Origin of the sequence: Flavobacterium inviolabile, assembly GCF_013389455.1 — a bacterium.
Taxonomy (GTDB): Bacteria; Bacteroidota; Bacteroidia; order Flavobacteriales; family Flavobacteriaceae; genus Flavobacterium; species Flavobacterium inviolabile.
This window is the reverse complement of record NZ_CP058278.1, coordinates 2,552,029-2,568,934: the sequence shown is the minus strand read 5'-3', so window position 1 is coordinate 2,568,934 and position 16,906 is coordinate 2,552,029. Positions and strand designations below refer to the sequence as shown.

General features: G+C 44.6%; 4 protein-coding genes. All 4 read right to left on the bottom strand.

What is annotated here, in order from left to right; translation table 11 throughout:
* Nucleotides 1-22 precede the first annotated feature (22 nt).
* On the bottom strand, nt 23-5,962 hold the full coding sequence (locus HW120_RS11440; protein ID WP_177734236.1) for a T9SS type B sorting domain-containing protein: 5,940 nt from the start codon (nt 5,960-5,962) through the stop codon (nt 23-25).
* A 182-nt stretch (nt 5,963-6,144) separates the two neighbouring features.
* Nucleotides 6,145-8,013, bottom strand: coding sequence for an OmpA family protein (locus HW120_RS11435; RefSeq protein WP_177734235.1), 1,869 nt, complete (start codon nt 8,011-8,013; stop codon nt 6,145-6,147).
* A gap of 15 nt (nt 8,014-8,028) precedes the next feature.
* Nucleotides 8,029-8,964, bottom strand: coding sequence for a PorP/SprF family type IX secretion system membrane protein (locus tag HW120_RS11430; RefSeq protein ID WP_177734234.1), 936 nt, complete (start codon nt 8,962-8,964; stop codon nt 8,029-8,031).
* A gap of 70 nt (nt 8,965-9,034) precedes the next feature.
* Complete coding sequence (locus HW120_RS11425; protein WP_177734233.1) at nt 9,035-16,786, bottom strand: choice-of-anchor J domain-containing protein; 7,752 nt, start codon at nt 16,784-16,786, stop codon at nt 9,035-9,037.
* Between the last annotated feature and the right edge of the window lie 120 nt (nt 16,787-16,906).

Here is a 16,906-nt window from a genome sequence, read left to right as displayed (position 1 = left end):
ATTTATCACAATCTAAAGCTAATTATCGTTTTAACGAGAAGTGCGCCTTAAATTCTTTTAATTGTCCTTGTTCGGTATAGGTCACTGTAAACCAGTAATCCGTAGATGGTAACGGCTGACCGTTTAACGTTCCATCCCAACCCGTAACTTTTGATGGTTTGATCTGTTTTAATAATTTTCCGTATCGGTCAAATATATAAATTTTTGCGCTTGCATCATTCTCTAAATCGCCAATATTCCAAGTGTCATGGTAATTATCACCATTTGGAGTAAAGTAATGCGGATAGTTGATCGCCGTTACAGGGATCGTTACACTCGCACAACCTTTATTGTCATATACCGTTACCGTATGGGAACCATGGGTTACGTTCTCAAATACAGGGCTCGTTTGAATATCGCCTTCATCCAATTGGTAAACATATTCTCCGATTCCGATCGCTTCAACCGTAATGGTCTGGTTATCGGTAAACGCATTCGATACATAAGCTGTAACTGCTGCCGGTTCCGATTGGGTTACCGTTACCGATACCGGTAGGTTCTGACATCCTGTAGCAATGTTTGTAGCTACCACTGAGTAAGTCGCCGGGTGGTTCACTTCTAATGTCGGTCCGGTTTCTCCTGCAATTAGCGTTGTGCCATCAAACCATTCAAAACTGTAAGTCGCTGCATCCAGGCCACTGTTGATGATATGGGTGCTTAGTACTGTTCCGGTTTCCTGGTCAATACATACAAATCCGCCGTTTGGTGTTGGTTCCGGTAGCGGGTTAACAACCAGGATCACATCTACATTTGCAGGACAGCCGGAAACGGTTGTCGTATGGGTAACCTGAGCGATTATCGTTTGCTGGTAAGCAATCGTATTGGTGAAAATAACATGTCCGTTATCCGCCGGGTTTGTACTGGCTGGAATCGGGTTGTTATTGATCAGATCCTGGGCATTGGCATAATAATGAATCACATAATCCGGATTGGTCTGACCGTTCATGATCTGAGCATCCAATAAGTCTGTAAGGTCAAAGGTATGGAAGCCATCGTTCGTGCCGTCTTCATCACAAACTGTTGTATCTGCAGGATCCGGAGCCGTGGCGGTCGCTTCCTCTTCTACTAACAGTTCAAAGAAGGCTGTGTTCACACATCCTGTTGCATTGTTCACAATACGAACACCGATAACTTTCGCCGGAATTACATTCGTATACGGGTAATTCGATGGCGTAGTGATAATAGCGGTATTGTTCTGGGCATCGGCATGGCTTTCATGGTAAGTTACCGTAAAGTCGGCCGGGTTCTGACCTGCCAAGGCTTGCGGGTCTTTGGTGGTTAGATCAAAGATGCCACTGCCGCTGGTACCTGGCTGACACAGGTAATACGTAGTCATCGGACCAACTGCCGGTAATGGGTTTACCACGATTGGTTGTTCTACTACTAAAGAGCATCTGTCTGCCGCACTTGCCGGAGCCGTAGTTACGCGGATCCATACGCTTTGAAGCGCGTTTCCGTTAGCATCCTGGTTAGACCAGTTGGTTGGTGTAGCAATTGGGTTTACTCCTGCTTCTGCATCGGCCTGACTCGCATGGTAGGTCAATACATAAGTAGGGTCTCCGTTTTGGATATAGGTTGCATTAACTGTCACATCTACAGTGGTGATACCATCGTTTGGATAAGCATCATCACAGGTTACTATTGGCTGCGGATCGAATTTCGGTTCCGGTAACGGAGTTACACGGATCGTCATACGAATATAGCTCGTACAGCCTTCGTTGCTGGTCACGCCAATCACGATCGATTGGGCTGTAGCAGTGTTCGTATAAGCTGTAGGAGTGGTAATTAAAGTACCCGCAGCTGGTGGAATAACCGTACTGGCATAGTAAGCAAAGGTATAACCTGTTGCTCCGCCTGTGATCTGGTTTTCTCTGATGGTTAAGTCAAATTCTGTACGTTGGTCATTTGGTAAGGCTTCATCACATTTGGTGATCTGATCCGGCTGGGTTAACAGTAACGGACTGTTCACATGTAATTTGAAACGGGTAATGTTATGACAGCCTGTTACCAGGTTGTTGATACGTACCCAGATGTCCTGACCGTCTGTTCCCATAAAGTTAGCATCACTAACGATAAACGGTGTTCCTGCCTCGGCAAATGCCTGAGATACAAAGTAACGTACTTCGTAGTCTGTTGCAGGACCGGTTTGTGCCGTTAACAGGATCGGGGTTTGTACCGTCAGGTCAAAATAGGTCTGGTTGTCATGAGGGTTATTGTCTTCATCACATTTGGTTAAGTCAATCAACGTTGGGATCTCCGGTGCGGAGTTTACCTGAAGGTTGAACGAGTAAACGCTCTTACAACCGGTAACCGTGTTGGTGGCCAATACCCATAGGGTTTGGGTGAACGGGTTAATGTTGTCGTAAGGGTTCGTTGTAATAGGGTCTAAGCCGTTTTCTGCATTGGTCTGGGTTTCGTAGAAGCTTACCGCTACGTTTGGCTCTCCGTTTAACATGTTCGGAATTAAAGCCGTCAGGTCAAAGCTGCTAAAGCCGTTGCTGTTGGTATCACATACCATCACGGCTGCTGTTGGCATGACTAAAACCGGAAGCGGTTCTACTCTAAGGTCCATAGCTGTTACGCTAAAGCAATGCGTGGTGGTGTTTTCTACACGTACAAAAATGGTTTGTACTGTAGGTACCTGATTGGTATACAACAATGGCAATTCGGTACCGGCTACTCCTGCCTGAGCATCTGCCTGGCTGAAATAGAACGTTACATTTAATCCTGTTGTGGTTCCGATGATTTCCGGAATCTTAGTCGATAAATCGAATTCTTCATATAACGGCAGTCCGGTATAGTCACATAAGGAGTAAGCCGGTACTGGCATTGGCACAACCGGTAATGGGTTAACCATTAGTTTGAATGCAACAACATCAAAACAGCCGGTTGTGTTATGCGTGACACGAACATAAATAACCTGTGGATTCGTAATGTTGGTATAGCTGAATATGTTGTTGATTATATTGATTCCTGCCTGTGCATCATTCAGGTTCACATGATAGCTAAGCGTATGGTTGGCCGGATTTAATGTTCCTAAAATTTCGGATGCCTTAACGGTAAGGTCAAAAGCCGCAAAACCATCGGCTGTATTGTCATCACAAATCACTAACGGTGTTGGTGTCACGGCTTCCGGTGTTTCATGTACGATCAACTGTAGTTGTACTGTATTAGTACAGCTGGTTAAGGTATAACTAACGTTTACATAAAGCGTTTGTGTCCACGGATTGATATTGGTATAAGGGCTTGGAAGAGCATTCAGTCCCAATTGCGCATCTTCCGGTGTTTCGTGGAAGGTCACCGAAACGCCGGGCGGAATAGTTCCTCCGGCTATTACTGCTGCAACACCGTTTAAATCGAACGGACCGAATCCGTCATTATTGGGATCGCAATATTCCAGAGGCTGCGGGGTTACTGCAAGCAGTCCCTGAGTGATATTCAGTTCCAAAGAGGTGGTTGCAAAACATCCGGTTACCGGATTTTTAACACGAACAAATATGGTCACCGGTCCGCTGGTATACGGTATCGGTAACGGATTCAGTCCGGTATTAGCATCTCCCTGGGTTAAATGATAACTCACCTGCAAACCGGCAACACCACCCGTTACAAGCGGATTGTTTAACGCCAGGTCAAATGCGGCCGTAGTAGTTGTTCCGTTACTACAGGCATTCATTGGATTTAATGGCGTAATGACCGGTGACGGATTTACAATTAACTGGAAAGAGCCCACGCTTATACATCCGGTTGTATTTCTCAACTGATACCAGATGGTCTGCGGGTTCCCCGTATTGGGAAACGCTGTTGCCGGAACAATCGGAGCCGTTCCGGACTGGGCATCTGCCTGGCTGATATAATACGACACCGAAACGCCGGTCTGGCCGTTGATTAACTGGGTGTTTTTAACCGTCAGATCAAATATTTCAAAACCATCGCCCGGTACACTTGTTTCGCATACTTCATAGTTTGTCACATCCGGATTGAGTGCCGGACGTGCGATTACCTTTAACAATAAGGTTGTAAAGGAAGCACACTGATTGGCTCCGCCGCTAACCACCCTGATATACAAGGTTTGAGTCACCGGGTTAATGTTGGTATATAAAGGTCCTTTTGGGTTGGTTCCTGCATTGGCATCGGCCTGCGTTTCATGAAAAGTTACCGTATAGGCCGGATTGCCGCCGGTAATTTCATTGATCCTGGTTGTCAGGTCAAAAACTGCAAACGCATTAGTACTGTTGTTGCTGCACACTTCAAAAGCTGCCGGCGTATTGATAACCGGTGCCTGAATAACGTTTACCGTATGGGCAGCTGTTAACGGCTGACTACAGGACGGTGTACCGGCAGAAGCAACCGCAACCAGAGTGTATGTACTTGAATTCGTTAAGACTGGTGTTGTTACTGTAGCTGTTCCCGTTCCGTTTAACGTTATAAACTCATTTGGGTTAGCATCAACAGTATAGGTAACGGTTGCGCCTGGCGTTCCGCTAAAAGTAATCGTTGCCGTGGTACCGGAACAAACCGAAGCTGTTCCTGTTATTGCAGCTGTAGGCAGCGACGTGGTTGTAATGGTCACAGATCCCGTTTGAGGCTGGCTGCAAGCCGGTGTTCCGGTTGTCGCAGCACTAACCAGGTTGTAGGTTCCTGCCGTTCCGCCGGTAAGCGTGGCGGTTCCCGCAGCATCCAGTACAATTTGCTGGTTTGCCCCTCCGTTAAAAGTATAAGTAACCGTAGCGTTAGGTGTTCCGTTAAAGGTAATTGTTGCAGCGTCGCCCGAACATATAGTGGCTGTTCCGGATATCGTTGCTACCGGCAGCGGACTAACGGTTACGGTTACAGAAGCGTTCAATGCCTGCGAGCAGAGCATCGTTCCGTTATTATCGATGATCTTAACATAACTTAAGGTATAAGTTGTGTCGGCTGTTAGTGTCTGTGTCAAGGTAAATGTTCCGGCAGCATTTAAAACTGCTGTCTGAACTGCACCGCCGTTAATCGTATATTCAATAGTTCCATCCGGAGTTCCGGTAAAAGTAACCGTTGCATTTTCACCGGCACATATAGCCGTTGGCGCAACACTTAAATTAGCCGTAGGAACCGGATAAACAATCAGTTTAAAATCCGTGATACTGTAGCATCCGGAAGTAGTATTCGTTACTCTCGCATAAATTGTCTGGGGATTAACCGTATTGGCTATAATATTAGGCAATGGTGCAATACCATCGTTTGCGTTGGCAAGCGTTGTATGAAAAGTTATTGTGTTATTGGCAAGATCCGGATTGATCTGGCTTCTTACACTATTCAGGTCAAAAAGACCGATATTCGGGGTTGCACTGCACACTTTTAAATCGGCAATAGTATTGGCAACCGGCGGCGGTGCAAAAGCGCCTCCGTTCAGAGTTGCCGTTCCGGTCCATTCCAGATCAAATCCGCCATCGCCTTCCGGCCGGTCAATTGCAATATAATAGGATTGTCCCGGCGTTACATTTAACCAGCGGACATAACCGTTACCATTAGCACCCGGGCCTGTTTGCGTTAGGGTTGTTGCCCCGTTCATTCCCGTATGATTATTGGTCATTCCTGCCAGTTGCGGATTGGTGGTTGCACAGCGTATCGGGCTACCCAGACTCGAACAGGTTCTGTTTGGTCCGTAAACCCAGAAATCGTAATCCACAACAATATTGGTATCATTGGGGATAATGTTAAAACCCAATGTTCCCGCCTGAACCACATTGATTTTTAACCAAATCGAATTGTGTTCCGCTCCCCCACAACCGGAAACTTCCTGAACCGCTCCAATACCGCTGGCATTGGAACTAAAAGTACCATTACCGCAAACCGTAATGGCATTGACGCAATCGTTAGGCTGGTTTTGAGCAATCGCCACATTTGAGAAAATTACGGCTAACAATGCTAATAGAAATTTCTTCATTTATCAGTTTTTTATTGATGAACAATAGCCAACCCCGACTGTATGCATCAAGGTTAGCTATTGTTTTTTTATTGAAACCGATCTAATATCTCTTATGAAAATCGCGAACTATCTGTTGTTAACTTCCAAAAAACCATGAGACTGTTTTGTATTCCCAACTTTCAATAAGAGATGATTCAGATCTATTTTTTAATGATTACAAATTCAGAACGTCTGTTTTGAGAGTGTTCTTCTTCTGTACAGTTCGTACAATTGATTTTAAGCTCCGAACTTCCATATCCTTTTCCGGAAATACGGTCTTTTTCAATGCCTTTTGAGATCAGGTATTGTACGGTTGCCTGTGCTCTTTGTTCGGACAATTTCAGGTTGTAAGCGGCACTACCTTTGGAATCGGTATGTGATTTTACCATGATTACCATTGCCGGATGATCTTTCATCACCTTAACCAGTTTGTTCAGCTCATTCGCCCCCTGCTCTGTAATATTGCTTTTGTTGAAATCGAAATATACCGGATTCAGCAATACTTCCTTATCGGTAATGATCACTTCTACCGGTACTAATGGTGTTTCGACCATCATTTCACCCGATTTTATTTTCTGAACCGGGAAGGTTCCGGCTTCAAAATTAGGAGCTGTTGCCTGGAACACATAAGCCGTTTCACAGTCCACATTATAACTTACTTTTCCTTCGGCATTGGTTTGTTTGGTTGCTATGATATTTCCTTTAGCATCCAGTATAGCCACCGAAGCATTGGTTAACAGTGCTCCTGTTTTTTTATTGGTCACCAAAGCAATCGCTTCTGCCGAACAAACCGGTGTAGCCATATAAATAGCATCCGAACCGTCGCGGTTAGAAGAAAAGTAACCGATGTTCAGGGTTTTGTTAAAGCTAAAAGAGAAATCATCTTTTTCACTGTTTACCGGTTTTCCAACATTTTGGGCTGTTTCGGAAGTTCCTAAATCAATTTTAAAGACATCCAATCCGCCAAATCCCTGTTTTCCGGAAGAAGCAAAATATAAGATATTATCGTCCGTGATAAACGGAAAGTTCTCTTTTCCGGGTGTATTTACCGCAGCGCCCAGGTTTTGCGGCTTGCCATATCCTGTTGGTTCTACCGCTACTTTCCAGATATCCGATTCTCCTAAACCACCCGGCATATTGGAAGCAAAATACAAGGTCTTACCGTCTTTGCTCAAACTCGGATTGGTTATCGAATAGGCCGTACTGTTTATCGGAAGGGCTTCAATCTGTCCCCATTTTCCATCTGTTTTTGTGGCTTTATACAAACCCTGCTGCCCTACTTTGGTATTGCTGTTCTTACTTCTTTCATATTGTCCGGCACTATGACCGTCGCGGGCAAAAAACATGGTTTTGCCATCATTGCTAATGGTAACCGGACCATCGTGGAAAGGAGTATTCAGCTCATCAACCGGTTTGGGTTCTGTAAACGTTCCGTCTTCATTTCGGGTTGCCTGAAAAATATCCAGGTACGGCTGATTCGCCCATTTATCCGTTTTCTTAGCGGTATTTCGGGTACTGGTAAAATAAAGTGTTTTGTCATTGGTGAGTACCGCTCCAAAATCGCTTTGTCCTTTACTGTTTATGTTCGTAGCCGCCACATCAAACATTTTTGTACGGTTGGTCAGGCTGGGAATATAATTGGGATTTGCTTTGTGTTCTTTTGCTCTGACATCATTTGGCATCAAACGGGCAAAAGCATCCATTTGCTTATTGGCATCCTGGTATTTCCCCAATGCTTTCAGCGTTTGCGCATAACGGTAATAGGTTTCTGCCGCAGCTTTGCCTTCCGTTGCTTTGGCATACCATTTGGCCGCTTCGCTCATGTTGAATACATTGTAGTAACTGTCTGCCAGCTGAGTATAGACATATTCATTAGCATTTTTACTTTCCGCTAATTTCAAATATTCCTCAATAGCCCCCACATACTGGTAGCTTTCAAAAAGCTGGTCTGCCTTTTCTGTCGCTTTGTTTTGTCCGTAACCTGCTGTTAGCAGTAGCATTAAGCCTAATGTTATATACTGTTTTTTCATTTTATATCCTTTGGTTTAGAAATATCTTGGTGAAAGTGATACTTTTTTCGGGAAGTTCAAATCAAATAACAACATAAATTCATGTGAAGCCGGCGTTGTTACCTTTAAGTCTGAAACAATATGGTCATAAGCGTATCCGATTTTGATGTTGGGTGTAATGGCATAATTCACCATTCCGCCAAAGGAATCATCCAGTCGGTACGTTGCTCCCAGTTCGAACTTATCAAAAAATAAAACATTTGCTGACAAATCTAATGAGGTTGGTGCCTGAAATGCCGACTTTACCATAAAAGAGGGCTTAAATTTCATATTATCGGTCAGGTTAAACACATATCCCCCTGTTAAGAAATAGTGTTGTGTTTCGCTTCCGAAATTGTATTCCTGTCCGTTTTGGGTAACATCCAGATGTGTTTTTTTCAACATGCTGGGTACCGAAAAGGCCAGGTAATAGTGCTGCGTATAGTAAAAGACCCCGGTACCCACATTAAAATAGGTATTGCTGGTATCTTCCCGGAAGGCAACATCACCCGGCTGCGGTACAAATCCGTTACCGATTTCCGAGAACAATCCGATTTTCTGGAATGTCGCCCCGGCTTTAAGTCCAAGTGCCAAACGGTGTTCGCCACCTAAATTTAACGTATAGGAGAAATCGGCATAGACATTATTTTCTTCCACCGGACCAATTTTATCGGAAACGGCAGATAACCCTAATCCAACATTTTTTCCAACCGGACTGTGCAGGGATAAGGTCGCTGTTTTAGGAGCTCCCTGTATGTCAACCCACTGCTGTCTGTATAATAATCCTCCGGATAAACTCTCTTTGGATCCTGCATAAGCCGGATTCATGACATTCATATTATACATATATTGTGTATAATGCGGATCTTGCTGTGCTTTGACCTCTAAAGCAACCATAACTATTAGCAAAGCTGCAAAATATAGTTTTTTCATATTCGGCTATTTATTACTTTTAAAAATACAGTCTGCCTGAAAACAAACAGACTGCATTTTAATTTATTGATTAGTGTTCTCTGTTTATATATACCCAACCGGTTACAGTTGTTCCGTTTTCTTTATGAATCGCATAGAAATACGTTCCGTCAGGTAACTCGTTTCCATTGCCGGACACACCATTCCATTGGTTGGTATAGTTTCCTTTGAAAGAATACACTTCTGTACCATAACGGTTGAAAATGGAAAGTTCTCTCACTCCTAATCCTGTCAGATCAAAGGCATCGTTCGCTCCGTCATTGTTTGGAGAAATACCTTTAGGGATCATTTTACAAGGATTATTGGTTACCGTAAATGGTGCCGAACCGCTACAGTTTCCGGAAAGTACCGTAACACTAAAGTTCAATGGTAAACCAGCTGTCGGGTTTTGTGCCAGATACTGATCCACATTAAATGTTTCGGCATTGGTACCTACCGTAATGTTATTCTGATCTTTCCAGATATAACTCACCGTATCAGGGTTGTAAGAACCGTTTACCGGAACTGCTTTCAATACTAACGTTTCCGATTCGCAGGCACTTTCAACTGCTACTGCAACAGACTGGGAAATAGTGATCGTGAAAATATCCGATCCACCCGTATTACACGTTGCCGCATCCTGCTGTACCAAATAGGTAATGGTATAGGTTCCCGGTGTGCTTCCTGCAATATTGATTTCTCCTGTAGTACCATTGATCGTCAAACCTGTTCCGGCACTGAAAGTACCTCCCTGTGTAAATCCTGATGCTGTCACAGGGAAAGCATTCGGACTGCCGGCACAATAAGTATTGTCATACGTAAAGGCCGTTACCGGGTTTACTCCTGTGGTTAACACTATCGTTGCCGTATAGCTGTCGCCGCCAATACAGTTTGTCTGATCAGCAGTTACAACATATTGCACCTGGTGTGTTCCGGCAGTAGCCGTTGCTAAATCAATAGCTCCTGTAGCTGCATTAACCGTTACCGTCGCCGAGCTGAATACTCCGCCGGTTGTAAAGCCTGCCGGTAATACCGGTAAAGGATTTACCGTTGCATTTACACAGGTTGTTGCATAACTGAACGTTACATTTGGTGCTGTTAACGGTGTCACGGTGATCACAACCGAATCTGATACCGCCTGGCTGCACGTTAATGCTCCGGAAGCCGTTACATTTACAATAGTATAGGTACCTGCATTTCCGGTTACAATAGTCGCGTTTCCGGCAGCATCCAATACAATCGTTTGGTTCGCACCACCATTTACGTTGTAGGTTACTACAGCATTTGGTGTACCGGTAAACATGATCGTTGTTGTGTTTCCGGAGCAAATGGTAGCCGTTCCGGAAATCGTAGCGGTTGGTAATGCAGCTACTGTAATCACAGCCGAACCGGTTACCGCTGCTGTACAGGACGAAGCCGCAGAAGTAGCCCCTACCAATTCAAAAGTAGTGGTTGCCGTAATCGCAGCCGTGTTCAATACAGCCGTTCCGGTTGCATCTAAAACAACTGTTTGCTGTGCACCGCCATTTATCGTATAGGTTACTGTGGCATTTGGCGTACCGGTAATCGTGATTGCAGCCGTATCACCGGAGCAGATCGTTGTACTGCCCGATATTGTTGCGGTTGGCAATGCCAATACGTTCACTGTTGCCGAAGCGGTCAGGTTTTGCATACAGGCATTGGTACCGGTTTCGGTAACACTTACCAAAGTGTACACACTGTTCACCGTTAAGGCAGGAGTTGTAACGGTAGCAATACCATTGGTATCTAACGTTACCGTTTGGTTCGCACCATCGTCCACAGCATATGTAATAACCGCATTTGGTGTACCGTTAAAAGTAACGGTAGCCGTCGTTCCGGAACAAACCGGAGCCGGAGCAGTTATTGTGGTAACAGGTAAAGCATTTACCTGAACAACAATTTCTGTTCTTGGTCCTACACATCCGTTAGTATCGGTAAGGCTCACATAGTAAGAAGTATTTCCTACAGCTGTTGTAACCGGTACCGGAGCAACCGGGTTTCCTGTTCCGCCCACAGCATCCGTATACCATAATAACGTATGGTTTGCCGGTGGTGTAGCGGTTAAAGCTGTTGCCGTCGCATTCTGGCAATAAACAACCGGAGTGGTTACTACCGGTGCATCGCTGATTCCTTCATAGGTAATCGCGATCGATTTTTCACAATAACGCGTTTTCCAATAGAATGTATAAACACCCGGTGTTGTAAATCCGGAAATCACTGTTGTTTTGTTATTTGGTGTGGCAATAACCGTAGTAGCCGGATTATTCGCAGCGGCTATCCATTGCCCTACTCCTTCTGCTTCAACAGTAGTGGTATTCTGACTACAGTTTAAAGTGTGAGCCGCTGTTTTAATAGCCACATTCGCTTTAAAATTAGCCTCATCTAAAAGGTTTCCGATTATATTTTCTTTGGATCTGAAAATAAAACGGGTAACGTTCTGACCTGCCGGAACTGTGTATGATCCGGTATTCAGGTGCCAGATTGGCCCCGGTGAAGCCGATTCCAGCACTAACGTGAATGGTCCTGCCGGCGGTCCTGCAAATAATTGTAGTGAACTACCGTTGCTGGATCTGGCTGCATGTGCAAAACTATAATCCATCTGGGTAATTTCGGATGTATCAAATTCTTTATATATTCCTTTGATGTTCGGGTCGTTAGGATTCCAGTCTTCTATAGGATCACTCAATATCTGGATACACTGTCCTCCGGAATAAGGTCCTAAATTAATCGCATTTAATGCTTCTGTAAAGAAAATAGCACTCCAGGTATCTAAATTAACCCTCCATCCCGGTACAACATATTGCGTACCGATGGTCGTAACTCCGGTAACCGTTTGCATAGGCGGGAATTCAAAACCATGGTTCACCGCATTTATATCACATAAATCCACCGGTGTTTTAACACACACATTGAATTTTCGGGTACTTGGAACGGTACTGTTCAGGGTAAGGCGTACTTTATAGGTTTCTCCAACAACTAATTCGGACATGTACATCGCCACAATTACGTTGTTATTGCTGCACGCTTTTTCTTCCAGTACACCGTTTGTGCCTACTTTATAAAGCGTCATCGTCATGTTCGGATACGGCTCATCTCCGGATGACTGGTAGAAGTTACCGGTAAATCCGTTTGCTTCGATAATATGAACTTTTGATGTGGCATCAAATTCAAACCAGATATCACCACCATTGATACCGCCACAGCTCATTGGCGTTGCCGATGCCGTAGCCCCGTTAAAGGTTACATCACTGGTTGAGGTATTACATTCTTCATTCGGGTTAACCGGGATTCTGATTGCCGTTGACGGTTCATCATTTCTGATGAATACTTTTGGTCCGGACCAGTAGCTTTTGTTCGTTGCACTACAGATAGCACGCACAAAATATTCGAATGTTGTTGCGGTCTGCGAGTTGAAATCTGCCGGTTGCGGTACATAAGAAGTCGTGTTAACAATAGTTCCCGATTGCGGCAACGTTCCGTTACCAACCGGTTGTATAAATACTTCCCATTGTGTTTCTGTTCCGCCTGCTGTCCAGGAAAACTCTGATTGCGCATTTACCTGTAAGTTTGTCGGCTGCGGACAGGTAACAGGTCCGCAAATGGAAAGTCCGGTGTATAAGGTTGTTCTTGGTGTTCCAAGTCCCATCGGGCTTGCCCAAACCACCGTTCCGGAAGCATCTTTAACCTGAACCTGTGCATTAGGATATTGTCCCGGTGCGGTTCCGATAGAGTCCCAGAATAAAGAGTATTCCACTCCGCTACACAACAGCAGCGTATATTCTGCCGGTGGTGGCACCGTATTAAAAGGTCCTGTAGGGAATTCCAGCGTTTGCACCAACATTCCGTTTTGCATTACATTGATTCCACCACCCACTCCAAAGGAATTACCACTGGATAAAACAATAGTATATTCACACAGGTTTTCGAAACTACATTTGGTCGTGAACTCAAACGGTCCAACCCATTCGCTTTGCTGTGAACCACTACAAAGTGCTCTCACATAGTACTGGTATTTTAATGCCGGTGTTAAATTGGTAATTGTATACGGGTTTGTTCCTGCCGTATGCAGGTATTGCGGTAAAGTGTTCCCCACCGGAGCCGGAGTGCCATAAGGCTGTACCGATATTTCCCACGGAGCTGTAGTTCCGTTTGCATCCCATGAAATTTGCGCTTCCGTATCGGTTACGTTTTGCGCCACTAAATTGGATGGCTGCGGACAAGCCGGAATATCTTCAATTACCACATTGTCGATAAACAATAACTGCCCTCTGTAAGGACCGGTACTTTGATAAAACGGTACATGGAACGCAATATTAATATTCCCGGTAATTCCTGCCGGAAGGTTAATTATTTTTTCCTTGTATTCCACATTGTTGATCAATACAGGATCTGTAGCAGAATCGTATAAAATAGTCGTAAACTGATCCAGTGCGATACCGTTAGTCGATAAATGTACTTTTAAATCTTCGGTAAAGAAGCTGTCGTTTACACGGTAGTAATAACGTAATCTTTGATTGGCTGCCACGTTAATCGTTGGCGAGATCAGCCAGTCTTCATTCTGACCGTTGCTTCCGGTAAACATACCGGCCATCTGGTCTCCTTCATACGGATTAACCGTTACATTCATGTTCCATTTGTTAGAATCGTTGTTGTTGTTCACGATTCTCCAGCAATCTTCTGTTTGAGAATTACTGTTGAACGTTTCTGTAAATGGCGCATTAATAGGGTTACATAAAGTTCTGAAAGTAAATGGCCCTATCCAGTCACTGTAAACACCGCTTCCGCAGGAAGCTCTCACGTAATATTCATAGATCGTATTCGGCAATAGGGTATTTGGTGTATACGTACTGCTGCTCACCGGTGTAACGGTCGCATTGGTTGTACCGGCGATCTGGATTTTCACTTCCCAGGCAGATTCGGCATAACCCGGAACCCATGATAAGGCAGCAGAATCCTCTGTAATATCAGCCGCTGTTAAGTTAGACGGATTCGGACATGCCGGAGCATCTTCAATTACTACATCATCAAGATTTAATGTAGAAGCTGTAGCCGGTGAACTTAATTCCGGCGGTACGCGGAAAGCGATATATACCGGTCCGTTAGCCGTGAAATACAGGGATTTTTCCTGATATACCGTATTGGTAAATTCCATTAAAGGCGAGATAACGGTAAAGCTTGACGGGTTCGTATCGGTAGTAGAAATCAATACTTCGATACCGTGTCTTGGATTTATCGTGAATGGCGTAGCCAAAGCTCTGTATTTAAACGAAAGTTTTTTGTTTCCGGACACATTAATTGCCGGAGTAATCAACCAGTCATTAAAAGAGCTTGGTCCCATAAAACCTCTTTGTATTCTTGCTTCTGTTGTGCCTATAGTCCATTGCGCGCCATCATTGTTGGCATTATTGGTAGACCAGCAGAATTTTTTAGTGGTAGGATCCGTATCGTTAAAACTTTCCGAGAACGGTGTCGGGAAAGTGATACAGGCTGTTGTAAAATCGAACGGCCCGATCCAGTTACTGGTTTGTGTAGCCGAACAGTAGGCTCTCACATAATATTCATAATGCGTAGCCGGATTTAACAAGGTTGCCAGATAAGGATTGGAGTTTACAAGCACTCCTGAACCTGTAGGAACTCCCGCTCCGTATGGCTGAACCGATACCTGCCACTGTGTTTCGGTATCTCCGTTTGTCCAGGACAATAACGCCTGGTTTTCCGTGATATTCTGAGCGGTAGGGCTCAACGGATCCGGACATGCCGGTTTGTCTTCAATAAAAACATCATCAATAGAAATTCTTGTTGCCGTATGGCCGGTTGCCGGGCTAACAACAAAAGCAATATTGACCGGTCCTGTAATCGAAGTCGGAATATTGATGATCTTTTCCTGCCAGGTTGTATTGGTAATCTGCGTATCCGGTGCCAGTTCAATCGTAAAGTTCTGTGCCCCTATTCCCGTTGTGGAAATACGAATAGCATAACTGGATACCCCGCCAACAACCTGATGTTTGTAACGCAGTCTTTTTGGCACTCCGCTCAGATTTACCTGAGGCGATGCAAACATATCGTTGTTATAGTTCTGGTATGTACTGGTCTGCATCGTGGCATAACCGCCCAGATAAGACCATGTCTGTCCGTCGCCGTTAACGTCAACTGCCGTCCAGCAAGGTGTAGGCACGGTAGCCGATGCTCCTGTGAACTGCGTGGAATATGGTGTTGAAAATACCGGACACTGGGTTGTAAATTTATAAGGCAATCCCCAGCTTCCCGGAATATTATTACAAACCGATCTTACATATAAATCATACGAAGTACCCGGAGCCAATCCGGTATTGATCACATTGTTAAGATTTGTCGTTGTTAGCGTACCGGCTCCTGCAGGAGCGCCCGATCCGGTTGGTACTGCTTTGTATTCCCAGGCAGTGGCAAAACCACCAACGTTATCCCAGGAAAACGATACACTGTTTTGTAGCAAATCCTTGTAGGTATAGTTTGCCGGCGGCGCACAATTACCACCTTCCACTTTTAGTGTAAAACAGATACTTGCCGTAGCCAGTAAATTAGACGATACCACAATCACATACGTGTGGCCTGCCTGTACAAATAAGTTCTGGATTCGCTTTGGAACGTTTGCCGCTGAGGTGCTAACACCGGCAATACAGGAAACACCAACATTGGCACAGCTGTCGTAAACAAAAACTCCTGTTGAGTTATTGTAACATCCTGTTCCACCCAGCGTGGTCTGTGTTATCGTGATCAGCCCGTTTGCTGTGGGTGTATAGGTTAAGAACGCTTTGGCACCTGCCAGGTAATTCCCGGTTACTGCCGGGGATAAACATCCTGTTCCCTGGTTCGGATAGGTTACTGCCGCGTTTTCATACAAGTTCAGATTGGTCGATAGCGTAAACGGCTGTGTTGTCACATCCGGAATAACGATTGGCGTTGAACAGGATAATCCTAAAATCGATGTTTTAAAAGGAAATGGTCCTGCCCATTCACTCGTAGGGACGGAACCACCGCATAGAGTTTTGATATATACATCATAAAACGTATTGGCAGCCAGTGAACCGGCCGGATAGGAATTGGCAACAACCGTTCCGTTTGCTGCCGGAGCAGTTCCCTGCGGTACTACCTGAACTTCAAAAGAAGTAGCCGACGGATGTGTCCATGATAAATTCGCACTGTTAGCCGTAATGTTGCTAACGGTAAAATTAGGCTGTGTTACTTTTAAACAAGATTCCACAACCCTAACATTGTCTACAAACCAGGAATCGCCCGAAGGAGCAGCGCCTGTTTGGGTATTAACGGCAACAAATGCAACATAAAAATTAAGATTCGACGGCAGATCGGCCGGAATCGGAACCACCTTTTCCTCATAAGCAGTTGGTGAACCCGAATTCAGTTCGGCTTCCGTCCAGGATTTTAATACCACGGTAAATCCGTTGATATCCGGCTGTGTGGCAGTAGAAAGCCTTAGCTGGTAAATCGTACCGTTGTTAGTGGCACTCCCCTGTTTGGTAAAAAACCGGATTTCTCCGTTTGGTATGGGCGTTACCGATGGCGTAACTAAAAAGTATTCTGCTGTATTACCCGCTCCGATGTTCACGGAAGCCGGATTAATATAAGCAGCATTACCTCCCAGGTAACCATCATTAGAAATGTCCCAAAGAAGTGTCGGGCCCGGCGTTTGGAATTTTTTCCAGGTAGCCGGAATTCCTCCTTCAAAATTTTCAGTGCTCAGCTGACTGTAACCTGAAACAGAAAATAAAAAAAGAAGAAAAGTCAAAATCTTCCCTTTTATTTTTTTGTGCAATAAGCATTCATGAAATCCTGATAAGAAATCAAGAAAGCCAATCCACAAAAAACCTAAAGTAGTTAATTGTAATTTTTTTTGCATTTTCATTAC